The sequence below is a fragment of the Burkholderia anthina genome (assembly GCF_902498995.1).
Lineage (GTDB): Bacteria > Pseudomonadota > Gammaproteobacteria > Burkholderiales > Burkholderiaceae > Burkholderia > Burkholderia anthina.
Genome location: NZ_CABVLY010000027.1, coordinates 15,231 through 41,187 on the forward strand (window position 1 = coordinate 15,231; position 25,957 = coordinate 41,187).

The 25,957-nt window shown below is 68.3% G+C and carries 23 protein-coding genes and 1 pseudogene; 7 read left to right on the plus strand and 17 right to left on the minus strand.

Annotated elements, in window-relative coordinates; genetic code table 11:
* Nucleotides 1–588: 588 nt before the first annotated feature.
* Nucleotides 589–1,725, plus strand: a complete 1,137-nt coding sequence (locus BME24068_RS28135) for a branched-chain amino acid ABC transporter substrate-binding protein (RefSeq protein WP_096506656.1) — start codon at nucleotides 589–591, stop codon at nucleotides 1,723–1,725.
* A 321-nt stretch (nucleotides 1,726–2,046) separates the two neighbouring features.
* Nucleotides 2,047–3,357, plus strand: coding sequence for an MFS transporter (locus BME24068_RS28140; protein WP_174928003.1), 1,311 nt, complete (start codon nucleotides 2,047–2,049; stop codon nucleotides 3,355–3,357).
* A 101-nt stretch (nucleotides 3,358–3,458) separates the two neighbouring features.
* On the opposite strand, the gene BME24068_RS28145 is transcribed toward BME24068_RS28140, so the two are convergent.
* The 5 genes from BME24068_RS28145 to BME24068_RS28165 form a co-directional block, all read right to left on the minus strand.
* A complete protein-coding gene (locus BME24068_RS28145) occupies nucleotides 3,459–3,896 on the minus strand; it encodes a DoxX family protein (protein WP_096506655.1) in 438 nt (145 codons plus the stop codon).
* A 191-nt stretch (nucleotides 3,897–4,087) separates the two neighbouring features.
* Nucleotides 4,088–4,543: an RbsD/FucU family protein gene (locus BME24068_RS28150; RefSeq protein ID WP_174928004.1), complete on the minus strand. Its 456-nt coding sequence runs from the start codon at nucleotides 4,541–4,543 to the stop codon at nucleotides 4,088–4,090.
* A gap of 79 nt (nucleotides 4,544–4,622) precedes the next feature.
* Nucleotides 4,623–5,015, minus strand: a complete 393-nt coding sequence (locus tag BME24068_RS28155) for a nuclear transport factor 2 family protein (protein WP_174928005.1) — start codon at nucleotides 5,013–5,015, stop codon at nucleotides 4,623–4,625.
* A 134-nt stretch (nucleotides 5,016–5,149) separates the two neighbouring features.
* Entirely contained in the window at nucleotides 5,150–6,640 is a 1,491-nt protein-coding gene (locus BME24068_RS28160; RefSeq protein ID WP_174928006.1) for an aminotransferase class IV, read from the minus strand.
* The gene (locus BME24068_RS28165) at nucleotides 6,637–7,767 is read right to left on the minus strand and encodes a branched-chain amino acid ABC transporter substrate-binding protein (RefSeq protein ID WP_174928007.1); all 1,131 of its coding nucleotides are present in this window, start codon (nucleotides 7,765–7,767) and stop codon (nucleotides 6,637–6,639) included. Before BME24068_RS28165 ends, BME24068_RS28160 begins: the two co-directional genes overlap by 4 nt.
* 126 nt (nucleotides 7,768–7,893) lie before the next feature.
* Here BME24068_RS28165 and BME24068_RS28170 point away from each other — a divergent pair, with 126 nt between their 5' ends.
* On the plus strand, nucleotides 7,894–8,376 hold the full coding sequence (locus BME24068_RS28170) for an Lrp/AsnC family transcriptional regulator (protein ID WP_174928008.1): 483 nt from the start codon (nucleotides 7,894–7,896) through the stop codon (nucleotides 8,374–8,376).
* A gap of 82 nt (nucleotides 8,377–8,458) precedes the next feature.
* On the opposite strand, the gene garD is transcribed toward BME24068_RS28170, so the two are convergent.
* Nucleotides 8,459–10,012 (minus strand): galactarate dehydratase, encoded by a 1,554-nt coding sequence (gene garD, locus BME24068_RS28175; protein ID WP_174928009.1) that lies wholly within the window; start codon nucleotides 10,010–10,012, stop codon nucleotides 8,459–8,461.
* A gap of 229 nt (nucleotides 10,013–10,241) precedes the next feature.
* Here garD and kdgD point away from each other — a divergent pair, with 229 nt between their 5' ends.
* Complete coding sequence (gene kdgD, locus BME24068_RS28180; RefSeq protein ID WP_096506625.1) at nucleotides 10,242–11,156, plus strand: 5-dehydro-4-deoxyglucarate dehydratase; 915 nt, start codon at nucleotides 10,242–10,244, stop codon at nucleotides 11,154–11,156.
* A 136-nt stretch (nucleotides 11,157–11,292) separates the two neighbouring features.
* Here kdgD and BME24068_RS28185 read toward each other — a convergent pair whose 3' ends face one another.
* Nucleotides 11,293–11,844 (minus strand): hypothetical protein, encoded by a 552-nt coding sequence (locus BME24068_RS28185; RefSeq protein ID WP_096506624.1) that lies wholly within the window; start codon nucleotides 11,842–11,844, stop codon nucleotides 11,293–11,295.
* Nucleotides 11,845–12,038: 194 nt separating this feature from the next.
* Complete coding sequence (locus BME24068_RS28190; protein WP_174928010.1) at nucleotides 12,039–13,616, minus strand: aldehyde dehydrogenase (NADP(+)); 1,578 nt, start codon at nucleotides 13,614–13,616, stop codon at nucleotides 12,039–12,041.
* A gap of 248 nt (nucleotides 13,617–13,864) precedes the next feature.
* Between BME24068_RS28190 and BME24068_RS28195 the strand changes: the two are divergent.
* Nucleotides 13,865–15,183, plus strand: a pseudogene (locus tag BME24068_RS28195) (MFS transporter).
* A gap of 154 nt (nucleotides 15,184–15,337) precedes the next feature.
* Nucleotides 15,338–16,186, plus strand: coding sequence for a helix-turn-helix domain-containing protein (locus BME24068_RS28200; RefSeq protein ID WP_174928050.1), 849 nt, complete (start codon nucleotides 15,338–15,340; stop codon nucleotides 16,184–16,186).
* Nucleotides 16,187–16,246: 60 nt separating this feature from the next.
* On the opposite strand, the gene BME24068_RS28205 is transcribed toward BME24068_RS28200, so the two are convergent.
* Genes BME24068_RS28205 through zigA form a run of 5 tightly spaced genes read right to left on the minus strand, consistent with a single transcriptional unit; the run spans nucleotide 16,247 to nucleotide 20,970 of the window.
* Entirely contained in the window at nucleotides 16,247–17,647 is a 1,401-nt protein-coding gene (locus BME24068_RS28205) for a dihydroorotase (RefSeq protein WP_096506620.1), read from the minus strand.
* Nucleotides 17,648–17,650: 3 nt separating this feature from the next.
* On the minus strand, nucleotides 17,651–18,211 hold the full coding sequence (locus BME24068_RS28210; RefSeq protein ID WP_096506619.1) for a gamma carbonic anhydrase family protein: 561 nt from the start codon (nucleotides 18,209–18,211) through the stop codon (nucleotides 17,651–17,653).
* Nucleotides 18,208–18,789: a 6-pyruvoyl trahydropterin synthase family protein gene (locus BME24068_RS28215; protein WP_174928011.1), complete on the minus strand. Its 582-nt coding sequence runs from the start codon at nucleotides 18,787–18,789 to the stop codon at nucleotides 18,208–18,210. The genes BME24068_RS28210 and BME24068_RS28215 overlap by 4 nt, the downstream gene beginning before the upstream one ends.
* Nucleotides 18,783–19,703 carry a GTP cyclohydrolase FolE2 gene (folE2, locus tag BME24068_RS28220; RefSeq protein WP_174928012.1) on the minus strand — a complete coding sequence of 307 codons (921 nt, stop codon included), beginning with the start codon at nucleotides 19,701–19,703 and terminating at the stop codon, nucleotides 18,783–18,785. The genes BME24068_RS28215 and folE2 overlap by 7 nt, the downstream gene beginning before the upstream one ends.
* A 58-nt stretch (nucleotides 19,704–19,761) precedes the next feature.
* Nucleotides 19,762–20,970 (minus strand): zinc metallochaperone GTPase ZigA, encoded by a 1,209-nt coding sequence (gene zigA, locus BME24068_RS28225; protein WP_174928013.1) that lies wholly within the window; start codon nucleotides 20,968–20,970, stop codon nucleotides 19,762–19,764.
* A 206-nt stretch (nucleotides 20,971–21,176) separates the two neighbouring features.
* On the opposite strand from zigA, the gene BME24068_RS28230 reads away from it, so the two are divergent.
* Nucleotides 21,177–21,992, plus strand: a complete 816-nt coding sequence (locus BME24068_RS28230) for a hypothetical protein (RefSeq protein ID WP_174928014.1) — start codon at nucleotides 21,177–21,179, stop codon at nucleotides 21,990–21,992.
* 12 nt (nucleotides 21,993–22,004) lie between these two features.
* Here BME24068_RS28230 and BME24068_RS28235 read toward each other — a convergent pair whose 3' ends face one another.
* From BME24068_RS28235 to BME24068_RS28250, 4 genes are read right to left on the minus strand one after another with little or no spacing between them, the layout of a single operon-like run.
* Nucleotides 22,005–23,216: an acyl-CoA dehydrogenase family protein gene (locus BME24068_RS28235; RefSeq protein ID WP_096506615.1), complete on the minus strand. Its 1,212-nt coding sequence runs from the start codon at nucleotides 23,214–23,216 to the stop codon at nucleotides 22,005–22,007.
* Complete coding sequence (locus tag BME24068_RS28240) at nucleotides 23,213–24,070, minus strand: hypothetical protein (RefSeq protein ID WP_174928015.1); 858 nt, start codon at nucleotides 24,068–24,070, stop codon at nucleotides 23,213–23,215. Before BME24068_RS28240 ends, BME24068_RS28235 begins: the two co-directional genes overlap by 4 nt.
* Before the next feature lie 54 nt (nucleotides 24,071–24,124).
* A complete protein-coding gene (locus BME24068_RS28245) occupies nucleotides 24,125–24,781 on the minus strand; it encodes a methionine ABC transporter permease (RefSeq protein ID WP_096506613.1) in 657 nt (218 codons plus the stop codon).
* Complete coding sequence (locus tag BME24068_RS28250; RefSeq protein ID WP_174928016.1) at nucleotides 24,774–25,952, minus strand: methionine ABC transporter ATP-binding protein; 1,179 nt, start codon at nucleotides 25,950–25,952, stop codon at nucleotides 24,774–24,776. Before BME24068_RS28250 ends, BME24068_RS28245 begins: the two co-directional genes overlap by 8 nt.
* Nucleotides 25,953–25,957 lie beyond the last annotated feature (5 nt).

Below are 25,957 nucleotides of genomic sequence, written 5' to 3' on the forward strand. Positions count from 1 at the left end.
GGCGGCGATCCCGGGAGGCAGTGCAATCCGCGGGCACGGCGGATCGCGGTGGATAGTCGTCGGCTGGCGACGGCCGACGGGGCGGCGTGCCGCATGCGGTTGTGTGCGCAACGACTACGCCGCGTGTGTGCCGCGCTTTGACGCACGCTTCGCACATTCCGCACGTTTCGCCACGTCGCACCGCCGCCGCGATGCGATGCGCCGCGATGCCGGCGTACCGCATCGGCGCTCGGCCGCGCGCCCCCGAACCCGCCATCCTAAAAATGCCGGCGCATCGCGTCTTGGCGCGTTTGCGCATGGAGAATGACGATTTCAGCATATATCAGGGTATTCGACGATATGCCGAAATCGTCGCCGGCTGCGTACCGAACGCGCAAGACGCGCGTATTTTCGCTATCTAGACTTCGCTCAACGGTCACGAGACGACATCCCGCCGCCGCCCCGCACGCCGATTCCGGCACAGCGCGCGGCGTCCGGCGAGCCCGCACGGCTTTCATCCAGGCCGGCCAACCGATACGTCTCGCCCGGCTTACCGCACCGGCCAGCCAGCCGGCGGCGGCCCAACCACGCCATCAAGGGGAAGTGAAAGTGAAGCTGAAGGTATCGCACGTCGCGCTGGCTGCCGCCTGCGCACTGTCGGGCGCACACGCCATCGCCGCCGACGTCGTCAAGATCGGTTTCGCCGCACCGCTGACGGGGCCGCAGTCGAACTACGGCACCGACATGCAGAAGGGCGTGCAACTCGCGATCGCCGACTTCAACGCAACGCATCCGACGATCGGCGGCAAGCCGGTCACGTTCCAGCTCGACTCGCAGGACGACCAGGCCGATCCGCGCACCGGCACCACCGTCGCGCAGCGGCTGATCGACGACAACGTCAGCGGGATCATCGGCCACTTCAACTCGGGCACGAGCATTCCGGCGTCCGACCTGTACGATCGCGCGGGGCTGCCGCAGATCTCGATGGCGACGTCGCCGCAATACACGGCGCGCGGCTACAAGACGACCTTCCGGCTGCTGACGAGCGACGCGCAGGCCGGCCGCATCGTCGGCACATATGCGGTGAAGACGCTGCACTTCAAGCGCGTCGCGATCATCGACGACCGCACGGCCTACGGCCAGGGCATCGCCGACGAATTCGCGAAGGCCGTGCAGGCCGCGGGCGGCACGATCGTCAAGCGCGACTTCACGAACGACAAGGCGCTCGACTTCTCGGCGATCCTGACCAACCTGAAGGGCATCAACCCCGACGCGATCTTCTACGGCGGCGGCGATGCGCAATCGTCGCCGATGATCCGCAAGATGCGCCAGCTCGGCATGAAGTCGGCCTTCGTGACCGGCGAGATGTCGCGCTCGCCGACCTTCCTGAAGGTGGGCGGCGAAGCGGCCGAAGGCGCGATCGTCTACATGGGCGGGCTGCCGAAGGAGAAGATGCCGGGCTTCGCCGGCTACGCGGCACGCTACAAGGCACGCTTCAACGAAGACGTGATCACCTACTCGCCCTACTCGTACGACGGCACGATCGCGCTGCTCACCGCGATGAAGAACGCGAACTCGACCGACCCGAAAGTCTATACGCCGTATCTCGGCAAGGTGTCGGTCAAGGGCGTGTCGGCGCCGAGCATCGCGTACGACGCGAAGGGCGACCTGAAGGATGCGCCGGTCACGATCTACAAGGTCGAGCACGGCGCGTTCAAGCCGGTCGATACGATCGCCGGCAACTGATAACCCCGAACCTCCGTCCCGCGCGGCGCGGCAAGCGGTTCATCCGCCTGCCGCGCCGCGTGCATTTCACGCCCGGCGAAGTCCGAAGCGTTCCTCGGCGCAACCCCGCGCGCGCGTATTTCGCGCTCCTGTAGAATCCTCCCACCCGCTTTCACGCTTCGTCTGCGTTGCGCCCCATCCCGGTGCAATGGCGCGTGTCGCGCGCCCTATCCGGCGCCCGGCACACTTTCGACGATGCAGGCGCGCCTAGCCAGTCCAGCCAATAGCGGGCCCTGGAGACGCAGCACCGACAACAACATTCGAATACCGATCGTTCTGACCATGCAAGCATCCGAATTGAGCGGCGTGCCCCGCGCCGCCGAACGCGCGCTCACGCGCAGCGACTACAAAACCCTTGGCCTTGCCGCACTCGGCGGCGCGCTCGAGTTCTACGACTTCATCATCTTCGTGTTCTTCGCGCCCGCGATCGGGCAGCTGTTCTTCCCGCACGACATTCCCGACTGGCTGCGCCAGTTGCAGACGTTCGGCATCTTCGCGGCCGGCTATCTCGCGCGTCCGCTCGGCGGCGTGATCATGGCGCACTTCGGCGACCTGTTCGGCCGCAAGCGGATGTTCACGCTGAGCGTGCTGATGATGTCGGTGCCGACGCTGCTGATGGGCCTGCTGCCGACCTACGACACGGTCGGCATCCTCGCGCCGGTGTTGCTGCTGCTGTTCCGCGTGCTGCAGGGCGCGGCGGTCGGCGGCGAAGTGCCGGGCGCGTGGGTGTTCGTATCCGAACACGTGCCGTCGCGCCACATCGGTTATGCGTGCGGCACGCTGACCGCGGGCCTCACGGCCGGCATCCTGCTCGGCTCGCTCGTCGCGGCAGGCGTCAACAGCCGCTACTCGGGCGCCGAAGTCACCGCATTCGCGTGGCGCATTCCGTTCCTGCTCGGCGGCGTGTTCGGCCTGTTCTCCGTATACCTGCGCCGCTGGCTGCACGAGACGCCGGTGTTCGCCGAGATGAAGGCGAAGAAGGCGCTCGCGGCCGAGATCCCGCTGAAGGCCGTGCTGCGCGACCACGGCCGCGCGGTGATCGTGTCGATGCTGCTCACGTGGATGCTGTCGGCGGCGATCGTCGTCGTGATCCTGATGACGCCCGCGCTGCTGCAGAAGCAGTTCCACCTGGCGCCCGCGACCACGCTGTTCGCGAACAGCATCGCGACGCTGTGCCTGACGGCCGGCTGCATCACCGCCGGCTCGCTCGCGGGCCGGATCGGCGCGAAGCGCGTGCTCGGCATCGGCGGCATCGTGCTGGCCGCGTGCTATTACCTGCTGTTCGTGCAGGTCGCGGCCGACGCGTCGACGCTGCCGCTGTACTACGGGATCGCCGGCTTCATGGTCGGCACGATCGGCGCGGTGCCGTTCGTGATGGTGCGCAGCTTCCCGGCCGTCGTGCGCTTCTCGGGCATCTCGTTCTCGTACAACGTCGCGTATGCGATCTTCGGCGGCCTGACGCCCGTGATCGTGTCGCTGATGATGAAGTCGAATCCGCTCGCGCCGGTGGTGTACGTCGCCGTGATCTGCGTGCTCGGCGGGATCGCCGTGCAGTTCTCGAAGGATGCGAAGGACCTGAAGGACGCACGCTGAACGCCGGCGCGCACGCGCCGCGTCATGAACAAAGGGCCGAATCCCGCACGCCGCGGGATTCGGCCCTTTTGATTGGCTTCAGCGCGGCCGCGCGGGGCAGCTCAGCGCAGCACGCCGTACGACGAACTCGGACGGCGCAGCGCATCGATGCTCGCGCCACCCGCGCCCGTGACGAACAGCAGCAGGAAACCGCCGGAGATCGCGACGTTCTTCCAGAAGTGGATCACCATGTCGTGCTGGACGGCGGCGTTGGTCGCGTCCCAGAAATTGTGACCGACCATCGCGGTCGCGATCGTGTAGACCGCCATCAGCAGCGCGAGCGGCCGCACCTTGTAGCCGACGATCAGCAGCAGGCCGCCCAGCCCCTCGATCGCGACGACGATCGGTGCGACGACTTGCTGATAGGGCACGTTCAGCGCGTGCAGATACGCGACGAAGTCGCTGTAGCCGAGCAGCTTCATGATGCCGCCCCACAAGAACAACGCCGCCAGCGCCAGGCGTGCGAAAAAAATGACGCCGGAATCGACGGTACGCGTCATGCCTTTCTCCTCGTATGCAATTCGGCCGTCCGCACGGCGCGTGCCCGTGCGGTTCGGGCCGCGCAACCCTGCGGGGCCCGCGGCAAATGGGCCAGCATAGAGGGTCTTTCCGCGGTGTCCAAGCAAAAGGTTGTAGCAAATCTTTACACTGCGGCGGGCGTACCGGCCGGCCGGTACGACGAAAAAGGCGTTTAGCCCGCGTCGCTCAACAGCACGCCCTTCTTGAACAGGAAGCAGCCGTAGCCGCGCGACTCGCCGGTGACGATCACCGCATACGCATGCTGCGCGCGCTCGTAGAACGCGAACCGGTCGATGCCCGCGAGCGGCACCGCGCGCCCTTCCGCGCGATCGATCTCGGCCTGCACCTCGCGCTGCACGGGCGGCACCGCGGCCGGATCGCCGACGACTTCCATCCGCCATGCGGGCGTGTCGACGAACGTGTCGAGCGGCAGCACGGACAGCACCGCGCGCGCGACGCGCGCCGAGTCCGCGCCGTCGATGCGCAGCGCGCGGCCCACGACGGTGTGCTGCGCGACCGATTCGGCCGGAAAGTTCGCATCGCAGATCGCGACTTCATCTCCGTGGCCCATCGCGCGCAGCGCGTGCAGGATGTCGGCGTGCAACAGCGGATCGAGATTTTTCAGCATGTCGGCAAGTCTCCGGGATCGGGAACGAATCGCATAACGTTACCCGATCCCGGCGGCGGCCGGGCGTGCGTCGTTCGCGTCACGCCGCCGCGGCCGGCATTTCGTCGATGAAACCCGTGACCGATTGCAGACGGCCGGATGCATCGACGGTGCCGAAATCCGAGCCCTTCACGATCGCCGCGCCGTCGGGCGACACGAGCGCCCACGAAAACCGCAGGTGCTGGCCGAACCCGTCGACGTCGGTCGTGCGGTGAAAGCGGTACGCGGGGAAACGCGCCTGCACCGCGGCGATCATCGTGTCGATGCCGGCGTGGCCGTCGCCGGCCATCAGCGGATCGCGATAGGCCGCATCGCGCGCGTAGGTCGCATCGATCAACACGCGACGGCGCGCGACGTCGGATTCGTTCCATGCATCGAAGTAGCGGTCGATCAGGTCGGCGTGAGCGGACCGGGCGGTTTGGGCGGTATTCATGGCGAGGCTCCTTGTGTCGGTGAGAGACGATGTCGCGAACCTGTCGTGTCCGCGTGCCGCCATCGTCGCCGGCCTCGCGCGGACGGTCGATTACGTGCGAGGTAACGAAATCGCGCCCGCGCCGCCCGCCGCGTTCAGCCGTCCGCGTAATCGACTGCGAGGCTCCACGCCGGATCGCCGTGCTTCGCCCAGTACGCGTCGAACAGCCGGCGCGTGAGCGCGCCCGGTCGTCCATCGCCGATCGCCACGTCGTTCAGCCGCGTGACCGGCATGATCCCGCCCGCCGTCGACGTGATGAACACTTCGTCCGCGTCGCGCAACTGCGCCTCGTCGAGGCGGACGGCCTGCGCGTCGATGCCCATCGCCGCCGCCAGCTCGAACACGGTCTGTCGCGTGATGCCGTGCAGCACGCCGCGCTCGGGCGTGTACAGCCGGCTGTCGCGCACGACGAACACGTTGAATCCGGGCCCTTCCGCGATACTGCCGTCCGTGCACTTCAGCAGGACCGACTCCGCGCCCGCGTCATAGCCCTTCAGCAGCCCGGCGACGAGGTCGAGCCAATGGTAGTTCTTGATCTGCGGATCGACCGATTCGGGCGGAATCCGCCGCACGTCGTCGATCACGTGCAGGTGCAGCCCTTCGCGCAACTGCCGCTCGTTCGCGACCGAACCGTACGGCACCGCGAACGCGACGAACTGGTTCACGGCATCGCGCGGGTCGCGGCTGAAGGTGGGCGACACGCCGCGCGTACACAGCATCTCGACGTAGGCGTGGCGCAGCCCCGAGCGACGCACGCACTCGACGAGAATGTCGCGCAGCGCATCGTCGGTCAGCGTCACATTCAGCCGCAACCTCGCGAGCGAGCGCCTGAACCGCGCGATATGCCGGTCGAGCCGGAAGAACCGGCCGTTCCAGACGTGCACGGTGTCGTACGTGACGTCGGAATGCAGGAAGCCCCAGTCGAGCACCGATACGCGCGCATCGGCGATCGGGATGAAGCGGCCGTTCATGTAGGCGGCGCCCTGCGGAAACGCGGGCGCTTCGACGGACGGAATGCCATGCGGCGCCATGCGCGTCTCCTCGGGCGCGTGCGGCGTGTAGTCGACCTGCGCGGCGAACGACGCGCGATCGGCGTCGAACGCGCTGCGATGCACGACCGCATTCGACCCGGCCGCCCGATCGAACGACAGCGTGCCGTCAAGATGATCGATCTCGTGCTGCATCAGCTCCGATTCGGCGGGCGACAGCGCGTCGCGCCGATGCGGCTCACCATCGAGCGTGGTGTAGCGCACGCTCACCGATGCATGGCGCTCGACGCGCACGAACAGGTCCGGAAAGCACATGCAGTCGTCCCACAGTGTCATCCGCGCGTCGCTGCGCCACACGATCTCGGGGTTCACGATCACGTCGGGCCAGCCGTCCAGCGCGAGCGCGATCATCCGCTGCCCGATGCCGATCTGCGGCGCGGCGATTGCGCGACCGAAGCCGTGCTCGTCGCGAAATGCGCGCAGCGCAGCGCGCAATGCGCAGGCCGCGTCGTGCACGGCCGGCGCCGCAACGTCGTCGACCGGACGTGCGGTATCGCGCAGCGATGCCGTTCCCACCGGGAGAATCCGCGTACTCATTTGACCACCTCCGACAAAGTCACCTTGTTGCCTCCTTTGAACGTCGAAATCGTTGCCGCCGGGTTGCGCAGTTCGCCATGCGCATCGAATGCGATGCGGCCGGTCACGCCCTGGAAGTCGACACGATGCAGCGCATCGGCGATCTTCGCGGGATCGGTGGACTGGGCGAGCATCACCGCGTGATAGACGGCCATCATCGCGTCGTACGCATACGGCGCGTAGAGCTGCACGGGTGCGCCGTATTTTTGCGTGAAGCGCGCCGCGAACGCCGGGCCGCCCGGCATCTTCGCGAGGCTGCGGCCGCCGTCGGCGCACACGAGATTGCCATCGAGCGCATCGCCCGCGAGCGCCAGGATCTCGTGCGTGCACAGCCCGTCGCCGCCCAGCAGCGGCACGTCGATCCGCAGCTTCTTCATCTGCTTGAGCATCGGGCCGCCCTGCGTGTCCATCCCGCCGAAGAAGATCGCGTCGGGCGTCTTGCCCTTGAGCAGCGTCAGCGACGCGGCAAAGTCGAACGCCTTGTCGGTCGTGTATTCGCGCGCGACGACGGCCGAGCCCGACTTCGCGAGCCCGGCGACGAACACGTCCGCGATGCCTTGCCCGTAGGCCGTGCGATCGTCGACGACCCCGATCCGGCGCGCGTGCAGTTGCTCGACCGCGTAACGGGCGACGGCCTGCCCGAGAAAATCGTCGTTCGCGAGCAGCCGGAACGTGGTGCGGTAGCCGAGCCGGGTGAACGCCGGATTGGTGGCCGACGGCGTCAGCTCCGCGATGTTCGCCGTCGCATAGAGCCGCGCGACGGCGATCGACGTGCCCGAGTTCTGGTGCCCGATCACTGCGCTGACGTGCGTGTCGACGAAGCGCTGCGCAACCGTCGTCGCGACCTTCGGATCGGCCTGGTCGTCCTGTGCGTCGAGCGCGAACGTGACCGGATGCCCGGCGACGCTCGGATGCATTGCGTTGATTTCGTCGATCGCGAGCCGGATGCCGCGGGCGCTGTCCTCGCCGAAATGGGCCTGCGCGCCCGTGAGCGCACCGGCAAAACCCACGACCACCGTGTCCGCGCCGAACGCGGGAATGGCCAGTACAAGCGGCGCAAGCGCCAGCAGCAAACGTCGGGAACCCATGATGTTTTCCTCGCGGCTTCATCGTTGACGGATGCTACGATTATCGATATCCCTCACGAAATCCGATAAACATCGACCGGCTCGTTTCGTGAATTCGTTTCGTTTTTTCTTCCCGAAGGAAATCCGATGAACACCGCCGCCGCGCCGCTCGACGACTTCGACCTGCGCATCCTCGCCCGCCTCCAGCACGACAACCAGATCACCAACCAGGCGCTCGCCGCCGAGATCGGCCTGAGCCCGCCCGCGTGCCTGCGCCGCGTGAAGCGGCTGCGCGACGAGCGCTATATCCAGCAGGACGTGGCCGTCGTCGACCCGAACAAGGTCGGCCTGCCGTTGACGATGCTCGTGCTCGTGCAGGTCGAGCGCGAACGGGTCGACCTGCTCGACGAGTTCAAGCGGTTTCTGAAATCGCTGCCGGAAGTCATGCAGTGCTATGTGGTGACGGGCCGCGCCGATTTCGTGCTGATGATCGCGATGCGCGATATCGACCACTACGAGGAATTTTCCACGCGCGTATTCCGGCAGCACCACAACATCCGTCACTTCGAAACGATGGTCGTGATGTCGCGCGTGAAAGTCGGGCTGTCGCTGCCGATCGGCTGCGACTGACGCGCGCGGCCGTGACCGCGCGCCGCAACGAAAAACGGGCACCCGAAGGCGCCCGCATCGTCGGCCACGACCACCACGCGTATCAGGTCACCGGCGCCGGGTTGAACAGCGTCAGCGCGTTCGCGAGCTTCCATTGCTCGGCCCACGTGCGGCGCTTGCCGCTCGCGACGTCGAGCATCAGCCGGAACAGCTCCCAACCCACGTCCTCGATCGTGGCCGCGCCGGTCGCGATCTGCCCCGCGTCGAGATCCATCAGGTCGTGCCAGCGGCGCGCGAGATCGCTGCGCGTCGCGACCTTGATCACCGGCACCTGGGCGAGGCCGTACGGCGTGCCGCGGCCGGTCGTGAAAATGTGCAGGTTCATCCCGGCCGCGAGCTGCAGCGTGCCGCAGATGAAGTCGCTCGCGGGCGTCGCCGCGTACAGCAGCCCCTTGCGCCGCGCGCGGTCGCCCGGACGCACGACGCCGGCAATCGACGCGCTGCCCGACTTCACGATCGAGCCCATCGCCTTCTCGACGATGTTCGACAGCCCGCCCTTCTTGTTGCCGGGCGTCGTGTTCGCGCTGCGGTCGACGCGGCCGCGCTGCAGGTAGCGGTCGTACCAGTCCATCTCGCGGATGATCTCGCGGGCGACGTCCTCGTTCGCCGCGCGCGACGTGAGTTGCGCAACGCCGTCGCGCACTTCGGTCACTTCGGAGAACATGATCGTCGCGCCCGCGCGCACGAGCAGGTCGGCCGCGAAACCGACCGCCGGGTTCGCGGTGAGCCCGGAGAACGCATCGCTGCCGCCGCACTGCACGCCGACGACGAGCTCCGACGCCGGGCAGGTTTCGCGACGGCGGCGGTTCAGCCGCTCGAGATGCGATTCGGCCATCTTCATGATCGAGTCGATCATCGAATTGAAGCCGACGTGCGCGGCATCCTGCAGGCACACGACGCCGCCGTTGTCCGTCGCGCCGTCGGCCGCCACCGGAATCGCGCCGGGCGGCAGCAGGCGCTCGGGCTGCAGCTTCTCGCAGCCGAGGCTGACCGTCATCACCTCGCCGCCGAAGTTCGGGTTCAGGCTGATGTTGCGCAGCGTGCGGATCGGGATGTCGGCATCGGGCGCATCGATCGCGACGCCGCAGCCGTACGTATGTTCGAGCCCGACCACGTCGTCGACGTTCGGGTAGCGCGGCAGCAGTTCGTCCTTGATCCGCTTCACCGCATGCTCGACGACGCCCGACACGCATTGCACGGTCGTCGTGATCGCGAGGATGTTGCGCGTGCCGACGGAGCCGTCCGCATTGCGGAAGCCTTCGAACGTATAGCCTTCGAGCGGCGCGAGCGCCGGCGCGGCGCGCGTCGCGAGCGGCAGGTCGTCGAGCCCCGGCGGCTCGGGCATGCGCATCGTGCGTTCATTGACCCAGCTGCCGCGGCGCAGGTCGGTGAGCGCGTAGCCGATCACGACGTTGTAGCGGACGATCGGATCGCCGGCCGCGAGATCGGCGAGCGCCACCTTGTGCCCTTGCGGCACGCCTTCGCGCAGCGTGAGCCCGTCGGCGAACGTCGCGCCCTCGGGCAAGCCGCCGTCGTTGACGACGATGGCGACGTTGTCGTCCGGATGCACGCGGATATAGAGAGGAGAAGCAGTCATCGGAATTCCTGGAAGCTACCGGTGATATCGTTAGTCATCATACGACATTCAACGCGCATCCGGGATAGTACGTAAACCCTTATCCGGAAAGACCCTACCTACAATCTGAGAGCAAACCGCTTGCGTCACCCTTCCCCTCGTTGTACGATGACATACAACGACATCGCCAATGTGGCTCGTATGCCGTTCCCGACGAACCCAGCACTCGCGCTAGACGGACGACCCAACCATGACCTCACCGCAAGAACTCAAACAGATCATCTCCCACGGCCTGCTGTCGTTTCCGCTGACGGACTTCGACGCGGACGGCAGCTTCCGCCCGACCACCTACGCCGAGCGCCTCGAATGGCTGGCGCCGTACGGCGCGACCGCGCTGTTCGCAGCCGGCGGCACCGGTGAATTCTTCTCGCTCACGCAGCGCGAATACTCGGACGTGATCCGCGTCGCGACGGAAACCTGCAAGGGCAAGGTGCCGATCCTCGCCGGCGCGGGCGGTGCCACGCGCGTCGCCATCGAATATGCGCAGGAAGCCGAGCGCCTCGGCGCGAGCGGCGTGCTGCTGATGCCGCACTACCTGACCGAAGCGAGCCAGGAAGGGATCGCCGAGCACGTCGAGCAGGTCTGCCGTTCGCTGAAGATCGGTGTCGTGGTGTACAACCGCGCGAATTCGAAGCTGAACGCCGACATGCTCGAGCGGCTGGCCGACCGTTGCCCGAACCTGATCGGCTTCAAGGACGGCGTCGGCGAAATCGAGGGCATGGTCACGATCCGCCGCCGCCTGGGCGACCGCTTCGCGTACCTCGGCGGCCTGCCGACGGCCGAAGTCTACGCCGCCGCGTACAAGGCGCTCGGCGTGCCGGTGTACTCGTCGGCGGTGTTCAACTTCATCCCGAAGACGGCGATGGCATTCTACGAAGCGATCGCGAAGGACGACCACGCAACGGTCGGCCGCCTGATCGACGAGTTCTTCCTGCCGTACCTGCAGATCCGCAACCGCCGCGCGGGCTACGCGGTCAGCATCGTGAAGGCGGGCGCGAAGCTCGTCGGCCACGACGCGGGCCCGGTGCGCGCACCGCTCGTCGACCTGACCGACGCCGAAGTGGCCGAGCTGGACGTGCTGATCAAGAAGATGGGCCCGCAGTAAGCGGGGACGGCCGGCGCGGCGCCCTCTGCGGCGCGGCGGCCGGCTGGTTTGCCTGTTTTGCATCGCGGCCGGCTTTTGCCGGCCGCGGCCGTTTGCGGCGACAGCCGCGCGACGCACCCCGCCGCGCAGCGCGCCTTCACATCTGCGCGATGACGCCGATGATCCGGTGGCGCACGTTGCCGAGCTTGATCCGGGTCGCCTCGATCTGTCCCTGCGCACCCGCACGCGCGCGCGCGTTCGATTCGCCGCCGAGAATCTGCCCCAGCACGTCGCGGTCGACGACCGCATCGAAGAACCGGCCGACCGTGATCGTCGCGGACTGCTTCGCGGTGGTGAGCTGGCTGTTGGCCTGCATCAGCGCTTCGGTGCGCAGGTTCTGGTCGCGTTCGTCGATGCTGCGGCGATGCTCCAGCGCGAACACCAGCGCCTCCATGTCCTGCCTGAAACGGCGGACGGCCAGGCCGAACATGAGCGAATGCGCGTCCGAGTCCGTCACGGGCCGCCCCTGGTTGATCGTCACGTCGAATTCGCTGCCGCCCAGGTCGCGCTGGAATTCGAGCAGCGCATTCGCGAGCACGCGCCCTTCGCTGTACTGACCGATCCGGCTGCGCACGGAATGCGCGACGTCGCCGATCGCTTTCCACAATCCGGCGGCGAACAGGTGATCGCCGCGCTTGCTGATGTTCATCGGGTGGCTCCTTGTTGATCTTTTGCCGGGCTCTCAGGCTCGCCCGCGAGCCGGCCGGCCCGGGGCTTCGCTACTGTAGGAGAAATTCCGGCAACGCGGAAGCCGCCATGAAAAAAGCGGAGGCAGCCAGCCGGCCGCCCCCGCTTTCATTCGTCCGGCAAGCGGCCCGGGCTTGCGCCCCGCGCCACCGCCCCTTACTCCGCCTTGCCGTCCCGCAAACGCGGAATCGCGAGCAGATTGCTTTCCTGTAACCCTTCGGGCAGCAGATCGTCCGGGAAGTCCTGGTAGCACACCGGCCGCAGGAAACGGTCGATCGCGGTCGCGCCGACCGACGTGACGGCCGGGTTCGACGTGGCCGGGAACGGCCCGCCGTGCACCATCGCATCGCACACCTCGACGCCGGTCGGGTAGCCGTTGACGAGCAGGCGCCCGGCCTTGCGTTCGAGAATCGGCAGCAGGCGGCGCGCGAGCGGCTTGTCGTCGGCGTCCATCTGCAGCGTGGCCGTCAGCTGGCCTTCCAGCGCGTCGAGCACGCGCGCGACTTCGTCGAGATCGCGGCAGCGCACGATCAGCGATGCCGGCCCGAACACTTCGTGGCTGAACGCCGGCTCGGCCAGGAACGCCGGTGCGGCGACTTCGTACAGCGCGCCGCCCGCCTGGCATTCGGTCTGCGCAGCCTCGCCCGCGCCGATTTCACGCACGCCCGGCAGTTCGGCCAGCTTGCCGCGGCCGTTGCGGTACGCGTCGGCGATGCCGCGCGTGAGCATCACGCCGGCCGGCTTCTTCGCGAGCGCCTGCGCGGCGACGGACTCGAAGCGGTCGAGATCGGGGCCGTCGATCGCCAGCACGAGGCCGGGGTTCGTACAGAACTGGCCGACGCCGAGCGTCAGCGAATCGACGAAGCCCGTCGCGATCGCGTCGCCGCGCGCGGCCAGCGCGGACGGGAACAGCACGACCGGGTTGATGCTGCTCATTTCCGCATAGACGGGAATCGGCTGCGGGCGCGCGTTCGCGAGCTGCACGAGCGCCATGCCGCCCTGGCGCGACCCGGTGAAGCCGACGGCCTGGATCGCCGGGTGGCTGACGAGCGCCGCGCCGATCACGCGGCCGGGGCCCATCAGCAGCGAAAACACGCCGGCCGGCATCCCGCATTTCGCGACGGCGGCGCGGATCGCGCGTCCGACCAGTTCGGACGTGCCGAGGTGCGCTTCGTGCGCCTTGACGATCACCGGGCAACCGGCCGCCAGCGCCGACGCGGTATCGCCGCCGGCCACCGAAAACGCGAGCGGGAAGTTGCTCGCGCCGAACACGACGACGGGCCCGAGCCCGACTTTCTGCAGCCGCAGGTCCGAGCGCGGCAGCGGCGTGCGCGCCGGCTGCGCCGGATCGATCGACGCGGCGAGGAAACGCCCGTCGCGCACGACGCGCGCGAACAGCCGGAGCTGGCCGACGGTGCGGCCGCGCTCGCCCTGCAGGCGTGCGACGGGCAGGCCCGTTTCGGCGTGTGCGCGTTCGATCAGCGCATCGCCGAGCGCGACGATTTCGTCGGCGATCGCTTCGAGAAACGCCGCGCGGGCCGCGAGCGGCTGCGCGCGGTACGCGTCGAAGGCGTCGCGCGCGAGTTCGCACGCGCGCTCGACGTCGGCCTGCGTCCCGACGCCGAACGCCGGCGCATCGATCGGCGCGCCCTTCGTCGGGTCGAACGCGCGCAAGGTACCGGCCGAGCCGGCCACCGCGTCGGCGCCGATCAGCATCTCTCCAGTCAGTTGCATGGGGTGTGCTCCGTGGTTCGGGAATGATGGGCTCATTGTAGCGCAACAGATACGATGTCTGCCGACGCCATTTCAATATTCGCATGGCGTGCCGAACCTGCCATCACCATCGCGGAAGCCTTATGCATCTAGTGTACCCGCGTGTTTCTTACCTTTTCACGTCATCTTTCAAAGGGAAAACCCGAGGTTTCTGCTGCCTGTCATTACTCATAAAATTCCGTCCATGTCATACGACGACGTACATTAAAGTGCCTAATCAGACCACTTCTCGCGATCTCCCGATCGATCTCGCCGGCGCCGCGCGACGCTGTCGATCACCGGCACGCCGATCCGCAAGGCATTCGGCATCGATCCGGTGACGATGGGCTACATCTTCTCGGCGTTCAGCTGGGCATACGTGCTCGCGCAGTTGCCGAGCGGCTGGCTGCTCGACCGCTTCGGCGCGCGGCGCGTGTATGCGACGAGCATCTTTCTGTGGTCGGCGTTCACGCTGCTGCAGAGCACGATCGGTCTCGGCGGCAGCGCGGCATTCGCGGTGACGGCGCTGTTCGTGATGCGCTTCGCGGTCGGCATCGCCGAAGCGCCCGCGTTTCCCGCGAATGCGAAGGTCGTCGCGAGCTGGTTCCCGACCGCCGAGCGCGGCACGGCATCGGCGATCTTCAACGCCGCGCAGTATTTCGCGGCGGTGGTGTTCTCGCCGCTGATGGCGTGGCTCACGCATGCGTACGGCTGGCATCAGGTGTATCTGTGGCTCGGCCTCGCCGGCATCGCGCTCGCATTCCTGTGGCTGCGCGTGATGAAGGATCCGGCCGACCATCCGGCGGTGAATCGCGCGGAACTCGAGCATATCGAGCAGGGCGGCGGCCTCGTGCGCACGACGCGCCGGCCGACCGGGGTGCGCGGCAACGGCACGGCGTTTGCCGGCAATCGCGTCGCGGGCTGGTACTACGTGCGCCAGCTGCTGTCGAACCGGATGCTGCTCGGCGTCTATCTCGGCCAGTACTGCGTGAACGTGCTCACCTACTTCTTCCTCACGTGGTTCCCGATCTACCTCGTGCAGGCGCGAGGAATGTCGCTGCTGAAGGCCGGTTTCATGACGTCGCTGCCGGCGATCTGCGGGTTCCTCGGCGGCGTGCTCGGCGGGATGCTGTCGGATACGCTGATCCGTCGCGGCGTGTCGCTGACGCTCGCGCGCAAGATTCCGATCGTCGGCGGGATGCTGCTGTCGATGGTCATCATCGGCTGCAATTACGTCGACAGCGAAGCGCTCGTGATCGTGCTGATGGCCGTGTCGTTCTTCGGCAAGGGGATCGGCTCGCTCGGCTGGGCGGTCATCGCGGACACCGCGCCGAAGGAAGCGATCGGCCTGTCGGGCAGCCTGTTCAACATGTTCGGCAACACGGCCGGCATCGTCGCGCCGATCGCGATCGGCTACCTGGTCGGCGCGAGCGGCTCGTTCAACGGCGCGCTCGTGTTCGTCGGGCTGAACGCGCTCGTCACGGTGTTCAGCTATCTCGTGATCGTGAAGGACATCAAGCGCGTCGAGCTGCGTCATCGCGACGCCTGACCGCACTGCGGCGACGCATCCGCCGTCCACCGCCTGGAACCGGCGATGAAGGCGCGCCGCGGGCGCCGGCGCGCAGTCGGCGCTGCCGGCCGCCCCGGAATGCTTACCTCGCAGGTAATGCCCGACGCGCGCAGGATTGCCTATCATCGTGGGCATGAACCCGACCGCCACCCTTCATTCGCTCCCCCCGTCCGCCGGCCGCGCGTCCGGCATCGGCCCGCTGCTGCGCACGTGGCGTCAACGCCGGCGCCTGAGCCAGATGGCGCTCGCGCTCGAAGCGGAGGTGTCGGCGCGGCACCTGAGCTTCGTCGAATCGGGGCGTGCGCAGCCGAGCCGCGACATGGTGCTGCATCTCGCGGAGCGCCTCGACGTGCCGCTGCGCGAGCGCAATGCGCTGCTCGTCGCGGCCGGCTATGCGCCGCTCTTTCGCGAGCGGCCGTTTTCGGATCCGCAGCTCGATGCGGCGCGCGGCGCGGTCGAAGCAGTGCTGCGCGGCCACGAGCCGTATCCGGCGCTCGCGGTAGATCGTCACTGGACCTTGCTCGCCGCGAACCGGATGCTCGGCGCGCTGGTCGCGCAGGCCGATCCGGCGCTGCTGCAGCCGCCCGTCAACGTGCTGCGCCTGAGCCTGCATCCGGACGGCCTTGCGTCGCAGATCGTCAACTGGCACGAATGGCGCGCGCATATCCTGCATCGGCTGCAACGGCAGATCGACGCGAGCGGCGACCGCACGCTGCATACGCTGCGCGACGAACTCGCCGCGTACCCGGCGCCGGCCGGCCAGCCCGACGACCCGGCCGCGCGCGCCGACTACGCGGACATCGCGGTGCCGCTGCGGCTGCGCACGGCGGCCGGCGAGCTGACCTTCTTCAGCACGACGACGGTGTTCGGCACGCCGGTCGACGTCACGCTGTCGGAGCTGGCGATCGAGGCGTTCTTCCCGGCGAATCCGCAGACGGTGGAGGCAATGCGCGCGCTGGCGGACGCGTTGCCGGCGCGGTGAGCACGCTCACGCAAATCGACGGTGTGCACGCCGCCGAAACCGGGATTCCGCCGAAACGCGTCAAGCCGGCGGCGCATCCGCATCCAGAAACGCAACCGGCCGCCCCGCCGGCTGCCCGTTCAGCGCACCGTCGCGCACGGCAACCTGCCCGCGCACGACGGTATGCACGGGCCAGCCGGTAACCGCGCAACCGTCGTAAGGCGTCCAGCCGCTCACGCTCGCGATCCATTCATTGCGGACGATCCGGCGCGCACGCAGGTCGACGATGCTGAAGTCGGCGTCGTAGCCGAGTGCAATCCGCCCCTTGCCTTCGATGCCGAAGATCCGCGCCGGGCCCGCACTCGTGAGATCGACGAGCCGTTCGAGGCTCAGGCGGCCGGCATGCACGTGGTCGAGCATCAGCGGCAGCAGCGTCTGCACGCCGGTCATCCCGCTCGGCGACTGCGGATACGGGCGGCCCTTTTCTTCGCGCGTATGCGGCGCGTGATCGCTGCCGATCACGTCGACCAGGCCGTCGCGAACGGCCTGCCACAGCGCGTACTGATGATGCCGCTCGCGCACGGGCGGATTCATCTGCGCGAACGTGCCCAGCCGCTCGTAGCAGTCGGGCGCATGCAGGCTCAGGTGGTGCGGCGTGACTTCGACCGTCACGCGCCGCCGATGCCGCGCGAGAAACGCCATTTCCTGTGCGGTGGAGACATGCAGCACGTGCAGACGCCGCCCCGCCTGCGCAGCCAGCCCGACGATGCGCCGCGTCGCGATCAGCGCGCTTTCGTCGTCGCGCCAGCGCGGATGGTCGCGCACGTCGCCGCTCGCTTCGACGATCGCCTTGCGCGCGCGCAGCCGCGCTTCGTCCTCGGCGTGCACGGCCATGCGCCGGCGGCCGTGCCGCAGGATGCGGCGCAATACGGTGTCGTCGTCGGCCAGCAGGTCGCCGAACGAACTGCCCATGAACACCTTCACGCCCGCGCAGCCGGGCAGGCTTTCGAGCGACGGCAACCGTTCCGCGTTCACGGCAGACCCGCCGACGTAGAACGCGTAATCGCACCACGCCCGGCCGCGCGCAAGATCCAGCTTCGCACGCAGAGCGTGTTCGTCCAGCGTCAGCGGCTGCGTATTGGGCATCTCGAAGACGGCCGTGACGCCGCCGAGCACCGCGCCGCGCGTGCCGGCCTCGAACGTCTCCTTGTGCATCAGGCCCGGTTCGCGGAAATGCACCTGACTGTCGACGACACCCGGCAGCACGTGCAGTCCGCCGGCATCGAGCAACACGTCGGCATGCCAGCTTCCGCGCAATGCGCCCAGCGCAACCACGCGGCCGCCCGCACACGCCACGTCGATCCGCTCGGCGCCGCCGGGCGTCATCACCGTGCCGCCGTGCACGAGCAGATCCGCATGACGCCGCGCTGCCGCGTCGAATGCGTCACCGTCGCCGGCTGGCTGTCGCATGCGTTCGGTCATCGGTCAGAACTCGTTCTGGATGTGCTTGTAGCCAAGCACCAGCGCATTGTTCGTGCGCGCGACGTCCTCGGAGAAGTCGCTCGCATCGGCGCTGACCTGCGGCAACGCCGCGAGGTCGGTTTCCGGCCCGATGCGCTCGGTCGAGCGCACGTAGAAGCCCGGCGGCAGACGGCAGCCGTCGACGACCGCGTTGTAGCGCACGACGCAACCGTCGTCGATCGTGCAGTTGAACAGCACGCTGTTGAACCCGACGAACACGCCGTCGCCGACCTTGCATGGCCCGTGCACGATCGCGCGATGCGCGATCGACGTATGCCGGCCGATGGTGACGCTCGCGCCCGACTTCGAATGGATCACGACACCGTCCTGGATGTTCGAATGCGCGCCGATCACGATCGGCGCGATCTCGCCGTCGGCGTCCGTTTCGTCGGCGCGGATCACCGCGTACGGGCCGATGAACACGTTCTCCTCGACGATCACGCGGCCGCACAGAATGGCGGTCGGATCGACGAACGCGTTCGGGTGGATCCGCGGCAGGTCGCCGCGCGGGTTCTTTCTGATCATCGGGATTCCTGCATAGATGGGACGCGATCGCGCGCGAGCCGGTCGAACAGGCCGGGATCGCGCCACTGCGCGGCGATGGCCGGCGAGAACACGATCGCGTCGAGATCGATGCGGCCCATGCGCGGATTGAACGCATCGTCGCGGAAACACTGCGCGTAGCCGGTCTCGGTTTCGTGAACGATCACCGAATGCAGATGTACGTCGGCCTCGCCGTTCGACATCGCGGTGCCGGACAGCACCGCGTCGACGAGACGAAACAGCACGCGCGAGAACTGCTCGGCACTCGGCGAAACGGGCAGCAGCACCCAGCGCTCCGAGTGCCGGCGCATGCTGTCGACGTAGTCGCGATCGTCGCCGGACCACAGCGTCACCGCATGGTCGAACGCGTCGATCAGGTCGCGCACGTCGCCTTTGAGCAGCCCGAAGTCGTACACCATCTGCCCGTTGTCGAGCGCATGCGCTTCGAGCAGCAGTTCGACCTTGTACGAGTGACCGTGGATCGAATGCGAGCAGCGCCGCGTGCTGCAGCCGCGCACGATGTGCGCGTTCTCGAACCGGAACAGCTTGCGGATCAGCATGCGGGAAACGCGTCACGCGCCGGCGCCGCCCACGCGACCGCATCGTGCGGATGCAGGCTTTCCAGATGACGCACGTGAACGCGCGGATTCGCATAGGCCCCGTCCAGCGCCGCCTGGACGCGCCGCGCGGCATCCTCGACGAACATCAGGTTCTCGCCGTTCAGCACCGCGAACGCCTGTTCGTCCGCGCGCTTCACGGCGGTCTGCACCGGCGTGCCGAGCGCATGCTCGACGCGATCGATCAGCGCGATCAGCCCGAGGGGCGCGTGGCCGGCGGCAAGCCCGACGTCGACGACCGCTTCGCTGCGCTGACTGTGCGGCGTCGCGGCGGTCGCGTGTCGCTGCAGCCATGCGGCGACGGCGGCCGGTTCCACGCGATCGTCGCGGCCGAACACGGCGAGAAACGCCTGTTCGACCCAGTGCCGCGACAGTGCGGCCGAGCACGGGCACGTCGACGCATAGACGATCGTCACCTGCGCGTGCAGCGCGAACAGGTCGCCCGTCAGCGTCGCGTCGAGCCGCACCGGATACGACTTCCAGCCGGCCAGCCCTGCGGTGACGAGCGCCGGACGGCGCGCCAGCAGGTCGAAATGCAGCCGCAGCCGTGCGCTGCGCGTGCCGCAGTCGCGATGGCTGTCGACCATCTCGTGCAGCAAGCGCCGCAGGCCGGCCGCCGACAGCGCGTCGCCGTCGCCCAGCGTGTCGAGCAGCCGGTACAGCCGCGACATGTGGATGCCTTTCACGTGCGGCGCGGGCAGATCGACCTGGATGTCGGCGCGCGCATGCACGTCGCGCCGGCAGCCGGGTTCGGCCACCGCAACGGGCAGGTCGATGCCCTGCATGCCGACCCAGTCGAGCGGGCGGTGCCGCGGCGCGGCGTCGGTCACGGAAATATCGGGAAGCGGTGCATTCATGCTCGGAGTCCGGTGGAGCGCCTTCTCCATCCGGTTCGATGCAGGAAGCGCATTCGGGTCAGGCCCAGTCGTGAAACGGGTTGTCCCACGTGATCCAGTGTTCAGGGCCTGCGGCCATCTCGGCGTCGGTCAACAGACACGCATCGAAGCGCGCGCGCAGCGCCGGCTCGTCCATGTCCATGCCGATCAGCACGAGCTCCTGCCGCGCGTCGCCGACGCGCTCGTCCCACCGCGCGCGAATCTGCGCGATGGCCTCCGGGTCCTGCGGCCAGCGCTCGGGCGGCACGGCCGCCCACCAGTGACCGGCCGGCCCGTGCCGCGCGACCGCGCCGGCCTGCGACCACGAACCGGCGAGGGTCGGATGCGTGGCCATCCAGAAGAAGCCCTTCGAGCGAACGACGCCCGGCCATTCGCTTTCGACGAGATCGAAGAAGCGCCGCGGATGAAACGGCCGCCGCGCCCGATAGACGAAGCTGCGGATCCCGTATTCGTCGGTCTCGGGCGTGTGCGTGCCGCGCATTTCCCGCAGCCAGCCCGGCGCGAGCGACGCCGCATCGAAATCGAACAGCCCGGTGTCGAGCACGCGCTCGAGCGGCACCTTGCCGAATTCGGCGATCTCGATCCGCGCGCGCGGATTCAGGCCGCGCAGCAGCGCGATCAGCCGCTCGCGGGCCGGCGCGTCGATCAGGTCGATCTTGTTGACCACGATCACGTCGCAGAACTCGATCTGGTCGATCAGCAGATCGACGACCGTGCGCGCATCCTCGTCGCCCATCGATTCGCCGCGCGCCTGCAGGCTGTCGCGCGACGCGTAGTCGCGCAGGAAGTTGAACGCGTCGACCACCGTCACCATCGTGTCGAGCCGCGCGACTTCGCCGAGGCTGCGGCCGTCCTCGCCTTCGAACGTGAACGTCTCGGCCACCGGCAGCGGCTCGGAGATGCCGGTCGACTCGATCACGAGCTGGTCGAAGCGCCCTTCGCGCGCGAGCCGGTCGACCTCGATCAGCAGATCCTCGCGCAGCGTGCAGCAGATGCAGCCGTTGCTCATCTCGACCAGCTTCTCGTCGGTGCGCGACAGCCCGGCGCCGCCGTCGCGGACGAGCGCGGCGTCGATGTTGACCTCGGACATGTCGTTGACGATCACCGCGACGCGGCGGCCTTCGCGGTTATTGAGGATGTGGTTGAGCAGCGTGGTCTTGCCCGCGCCGAGAAAGCCGGACAGGACGGTCACGGGAAGCCGCGCGGACGGCGGGTGGGCGGTGTTCATCGGGCGATTCCGGAAGCGGGACGTTGGACAGGGGATGATATATTGTATCGCTACGATATAACATATCATTTCAGACGTCCAGCACGACGGCAATGTGGCAACGCGTCAACGAACGCACGGTCGCGGCGGCGGCGTACGCGTCATGCCGTTTGAAAGGTGGGGTTGATAAGCTGCCCGGCGAGACCGTCGGCCCCCCTCCAGACACCATGAAAAACAACACGCTTGCCACGCTGTTACTGTGCGCTGCCGTCCCCGGCGTCGCACTCGCACAATCGGTCGCGGCGCCCGCGCTGAAGCCGGGCGATACCTGGACCTACATCGACACGGTCGAAATCGGCCCGAACGGCTGGCGCCAGACGCGCGACCAGATTTCCGTGCAGCGCACCACGTCGGATCACATCTACGTCGAAACCCGGCAGAGCGGCACGACGCAGGCGCCGCGCGAGTTGATCGTCGACGCGGACTGGAGCCGTTCGCGCAACGTCAACGGCACCGAAACCGTGGTGAACCGGCCGCTTGCGTTTCCGCTGACGGCCGGCAAGACGTGGACGGTCAAATACAGCGAGGCGCACCCGAATCCGCAGCACGCGTCGGAAGCGTACGACACGCATTACAAGGTGGTCGGCCCCGATACCGTCACCGTGGCCGGCGGCAAGTTCGATGCGATCAAGATCGAGGCCGAAGGGACGTGGAACGCGCAAACCGCGCCGGGACAGTCGATCACGTCCGGCGTGTCCCGCAACGCCGGCGGCTCGACGATCGTGATGCAGAGCCGCAACAACGGGACGGTGGCACAGACCGGCAAGACCTACAAGGCGTTCTGGTACGTGCCGTCGGTGGGCCGATGGGTCAAGTCGGTCGAGGAGTACTACGACGTGAACGGCGTGCGGACCGCGCGCTATTCGAACGAACTGGCGTCGTACCAGCGCGCCGGGACGGCCAGCGGCAGCGGCGCGCCGTTGGCCGGCGGGCCCGCGACCGTGACCGCGTCGCCGGAAGGCCCGCCGCCCGGCGATCAATGACGTAGCGCTCCGTTACGTATAAAGCGACGCCGGCGGCAACTCCCCCGTCAGCGCAAACCGGCCGACATCGCGCAGCCGATAGTCGAGCGGATCGTGCAGCGTATGCGTGCGGGCATTCCGCCAGAAGCGGTCGAGGCCGAGCGTCGCGGCCGTCGCACGCGCGCCGCACGCATCGAACAGCGCCTCGCCGTTCTCGAGCGCCGCGCGCTGCGCGACGATCTTCGCTTCCGACACGGCGAGCGCCGCTTCCGCGCGTTCGTCGGCCGTCAACGCGTGACGACGCGTCCACGCGCGCTGCAGTTCGACGGCCGCGCGATCGGCCAGCGACGCGGCGGCAACGGCCTGCACGCGCATGTCGCCGAAGCGCTGCAGCGTATAGGGATCGTCGCTCGCCTGTGCGACGCCCGAGTGTATCCACGGCCGGCCCTGTTGCTGCACGTAGTCGCGCGCCTCGGCGAGCGCGCCTTCCGCGAGCCCGACGAACAGGTTCGTCAGCACGAGCTGCGACACGAGCGTGCGCAGCGTCGCGCGCGGCGTCGGCGGCGCTTCGGAGCGATGCAGCACTTCGTCGGGCGCGAGCGTCACGCCGTCGAAGCGCACGCTGCCGCTGTCGGTCTGGCGCTGGCCGATCGGATCCCAGTCTTCGTTGACGGCAATCCCGTCGCGATCGGTCGGCACCACGCCGAACACGGCGCGGCCGGTTGCCGGATCGTGCGCGGACACCGTCATCCGCTGCGAACCGCGTGTGCCGGAGCAGAAGCCCTTCACGCCGTCGAGCCGGTAGCCGCCGTCCGGCGTCGCGGTGGCCACGAGACGCGTGTCGAGCGGATTGACCGCATTGCCCCACCACCAACGGTGCTCGACCGTGCCGCGCAGATAGCGTTCGCGCTGTGCCGCGCTGCCCCACACGTCGACGCTCACCACCTGCAGGATCTGGAACCCGACCAGATGCGCGAGCGCGCTGTCGACGCGCGCGATCCGCCGGATCGTGTCGTAGACCTCGGGCCACGCGGCTTCCTGTCCGCCGAATTCGCGCGGCACAGCGAGCGTCAGCAGGCCCGCGTCGGCGAGCCACTGCTTCTCGTCCGCCGCGTGCCCGCCCGCGCGATCGCGCGCGGCGGCCGTCGCGCGCAGCGCGTCGATGGCACGCGTCAGCGCAGCGGCGTCGACGCCGTGCGCCCCGGTATCCGGCGCAAGCGCTGCCGGGCCACGTGGATCGTTCATGCAACAGCTTCCTGTTCAATGGTTTCGAGCGCAACGGCCGCATCCGACAACGGCACGAGCGCGTCGAGGCGGCGGCCGGTCAGCCGCGCCAGGATCTCGCGCCGCCAGTCGTCGTAGATCGCGCGATATTCGGCGATATCCGCGCCGAACACATGCGCAGTATGCGCGTATTCGTCGTGCAGATAGCCGTCGAGCCGCGCCTGCGTTTCCTCGTCGGCGGCGATCACGCGATCGATCAGCGCATCGCGCTCCGCGGCCGGCAACGCGTTCAACGTGTCGAACCACCACTGGACGATCTGCACGCGGTGCCACTCCTCGTCCGGCCGGATCCGGTTCTCGCCATGCTCGCGCATCGCGCCGTCGGCGATGCCGCCGGTCTTGCGCTGGATCCACAGCTTCGCGAGGATGTGCAGCTCGTAATGCCATTCGAACGCGAGGAAGCCGGCCACGTCGCGCACCGCGATATCGCCGATGCGTTCCCAGTGCGCGGCGACCAGCTGCTCGACTTCCGGCAGCGGATCGCGGCCCGTCAGTTCGGTCACGCGCTCGCGGCCGATCGCCGCGTGCGCGCCGTCGTCGCCGAGCTGGCGCGACAGGATCAGCTGAAAATGCGGATCGTCGCGAAACAGCGTGTCGATCGCTTTCGCGACGACCTGCACGATGAACAGGTCGTGCGACGCCATCTTCGTGTAGTAGTCGGCGACGGCGGCCCGTTCGTCGTCGTTGCGCGGTTCGCGCGGCGGCGTTGCCAGCTTGTCCGGAAAGCCGGGACGATGGCGTCGCGCGACCGCCAGAAACAGCGCTTCCTCGAATTGTCCGTTCCACTCGCGCGGCGCGCCGATGGGTAGGGTCATGGGTATCGTTCTCTCAGGGTCTTCGATGAAAAGAGCCGGCGCTCGTGGCGCCGCTCAGGTACGCCGGGTCACGTGTCGGACCAGGCGGTCGCCGGTGATTTGCACGGCGGAAACGAGGGCGATCAGGATCACGATCACGGTCGCCATGACAGTGGTGTCGAAACGCTGGTAGCCGTAGCGGATCGCGAGATCGCCGAGCCCGCCCGCGCCGACGGCGCCCGCCATCGCGGTCGAGCCGATCAGCGCGACGACGGTGATCGTGAAGCCGCCGAGCATGCCGGGCAGCGCTTCGGGCAGCAGCACGTGCCACACGATATGGCGGCGCTTCGCGCCCATCGCGAGCGCGGCCTCGATCAGCCCGCGATCGACTTCGCGCAGGCTCACTTCGGCGATCCGCGCGAAGAACGGAATCGCGGCGATCGACAGCGGCACGACGGCCGCCCAGACGCCGATGGTCGTGCCGATCAGCACGCGCGTGAACGGCAGCAGCGCGACGAGCAGGATGATGAACGGCGTCGAGCGGAACACGTTGACGAGCGCGCCGAGCACCGCGTTCACGCCGCGCCGCGCGTAGATGCCGCCGGGCGCGGTCGTCACGAGGATCACCGCGAGCGGGATGCCGATCAGCGCGGCGATCGCGGCCGATGCGGCGACCATCGACAGGGTGTCGCGAATCGCGTCGAGCAGCTCGGGCCACCAGAGATCAAACATACCCGAGCACCTCCGCGTGATTCGCGTGGCGACGCGCCCGTTCGAGCAGCGCGGCGACCGCGCCGCCACGTGCCGACGACGGGCCCGCTTCGTCCGCGCGCGGCAACGCCGCGATCACGAGACGCCCCTGCGCATGCCCCTGGATGCGTTCGATCCCGCCGTGCAGGAAACGCACCGAGCCGCCGAGCGCCGCCGCGAGCGCGCCGACGTCCGGCTCGCCGCCGCTTTCGCCCGTATAGCGGACGTCGAGCACGACCTGCGCGCCGTCGGGAAGCGCGGCCAGCTCGGGCAACGGCTGCACGCGCGCGGCCAGTTCGGCCGGCAGGTCGTGCACCAGCGTGCTGAGCAGCGCGCGCGTCGCGCCATGCCGCGGCGCGCCGAACACGCGCCACACGGGGCCGGTTTCGACGACCTCGCCCTGTTCGATCACCGCGACCGTGTCGCACACCGCACGGATCACTTCCATCTCGTGCGTGATCAGCACGATCGTCAGGCCGAGGCGGCGATTGATGTCGGCGAGCAGTGCGAGGATCGACTGCGTCGTCTCGGGATCGAGCGCCGACGTCGCCTCGTCGCACAGCAGCACCTCCGGATCGTGCACCAGCGCCCGCGCGATGCCGACGCGCTGCTTCTGGCCGCCCGACAGGCTCGCCGGATACGCGTCGCGCTTCGCGGCGAGCCCGACGAGTTCGAGCAAGGCATCGACCTTGCGCACGCGCTCGGCCTTCGGCACGCCGGCGATCTTCAGCGGCAGCGCGACGTTCTCGAACACCGTCTTCGCCGACAGCAGGTTGAAATGCTGGAACACCATCCCGGTGCGGCGGCGCAGCGCGACGAGCCCGTCCTCGTCGAGCGCGCCGACGTCGACGCCCTGCACGCGCACGCTGCCCGAGCTCGGGCGTTCGAGCCCGTTCACGAGCCGCAGCAGCGTCGACTTGCCGGCGCCGCTGCGGCCGATGATGCCGAACACCTCGCCGCGCCGCACGTCGAGCGTCACGTCGCGCAGCGCGGCGGCCTGGCCGCGCGGCGTCGCGAACACCTTGCCGACGTGCGCGAGCGACACGGCCGCGCCGCCGGCCGACGCAACCGCTTCTTCATGAGCGGCCGGACCGGCGCCGGCCCGCACGGCCGATGCCTCGATGAAACCCAGCGTATCGAACAATTGCGTCATCGCTT

Excerpts from the sequence above, each read along its gene's own strand:
- kdgD (WP_096506625.1), top strand. The coding sequence starts at position 10,242 with ATGACCTCACCGCAAGAACTCAAACAGATCATCTCCCACGGCCTGCTG.
- zigA (WP_174928013.1), bottom strand. The coding sequence starts at position 20,970 with ATGAACACCGCCCACCCGCCGTCCGCGCGGCTTCCCGTGACCGTCCTG.
- BME24068_RS28190 (WP_174928010.1), bottom strand. The coding sequence starts at position 13,616 with ATGCAACTGACTGGAGAGATGCTGATCGGCGCCGACGCGGTGGCCGGC.
- BME24068_RS28140 (WP_174928003.1), top strand. The coding sequence starts at position 2,047 with ATGCAAGCATCCGAATTGAGCGGCGTGCCCCGCGCCGCCGAACGCGCG.
- BME24068_RS28215 (WP_174928011.1), bottom strand. The coding sequence starts at position 18,789 with ATGCTGATCCGCAAGCTGTTCCGGTTCGAGAACGCGCACATCGTGCGC.
- BME24068_RS28150 (WP_174928004.1), bottom strand. The coding sequence starts at position 4,543 with ATGCTGAAAAATCTCGATCCGCTGTTGCACGCCGACATCCTGCACGCG.
- BME24068_RS28235 (WP_096506615.1), bottom strand. The coding sequence starts at position 23,216 with ATGAACGATCCACGTGGCCCGGCAGCGCTTGCGCCGGATACCGGGGCG.
- BME24068_RS28200 (WP_174928050.1), top strand. The coding sequence starts at position 15,338 with ATGAACCCGACCGCCACCCTTCATTCGCTCCCCCCGTCCGCCGGCCGC.
- garD (WP_174928009.1), bottom strand. The coding sequence starts at position 10,012 with ATGACTGCTTCTCCTCTCTATATCCGCGTGCATCCGGACGACAACGTC.
- BME24068_RS28230 (WP_174928014.1), top strand. The coding sequence starts at position 21,177 with ATGAAAAACAACACGCTTGCCACGCTGTTACTGTGCGCTGCCGTCCCC.
- BME24068_RS28240 (WP_174928015.1), bottom strand. The coding sequence starts at position 24,070 with ATGACCCTACCCATCGGCGCGCCGCGCGAGTGGAACGGACAATTCGAG.
- folE2 (WP_174928012.1), bottom strand. The coding sequence starts at position 19,703 with ATGAATGCACCGCTTCCCGATATTTCCGTGACCGACGCCGCGCCGCGG.
- BME24068_RS28250 (WP_174928016.1), bottom strand. The coding sequence starts at position 25,952 with ATGACGCAATTGTTCGATACGCTGGGTTTCATCGAGGCATCGGCCGTG.
- BME24068_RS28145 (WP_096506655.1), bottom strand. The coding sequence starts at position 3,896 with ATGACGCGTACCGTCGATTCCGGCGTCATTTTTTTCGCACGCCTGGCG.
- BME24068_RS28185 (WP_096506624.1), bottom strand. The coding sequence starts at position 11,844 with ATGAACATCAGCAAGCGCGGCGATCACCTGTTCGCCGCCGGATTGTGG.
- BME24068_RS28165 (WP_174928007.1), bottom strand. The coding sequence starts at position 7,767 with ATGGGTTCCCGACGTTTGCTGCTGGCGCTTGCGCCGCTTGTACTGGCC.
- BME24068_RS28170 (WP_174928008.1), top strand. The coding sequence starts at position 7,894 with ATGAACACCGCCGCCGCGCCGCTCGACGACTTCGACCTGCGCATCCTC.
- BME24068_RS28160 (WP_174928006.1), bottom strand. The coding sequence starts at position 6,640 with ATGAGTACGCGGATTCTCCCGGTGGGAACGGCATCGCTGCGCGATACC.
- BME24068_RS28245 (WP_096506613.1), bottom strand. The coding sequence starts at position 24,781 with ATGTTTGATCTCTGGTGGCCCGAGCTGCTCGACGCGATTCGCGACACC.
- BME24068_RS28210 (WP_096506619.1), bottom strand. The coding sequence starts at position 18,211 with ATGATCAGAAAGAACCCGCGCGGCGACCTGCCGCGGATCCACCCGAAC.
- BME24068_RS28205 (WP_096506620.1), bottom strand. The coding sequence starts at position 17,647 with ATGACCGAACGCATGCGACAGCCAGCCGGCGACGGTGACGCATTCGAC.
- BME24068_RS28155 (WP_174928005.1), bottom strand. The coding sequence starts at position 5,015 with ATGAATACCGCCCAAACCGCCCGGTCCGCTCACGCCGACCTGATCGAC.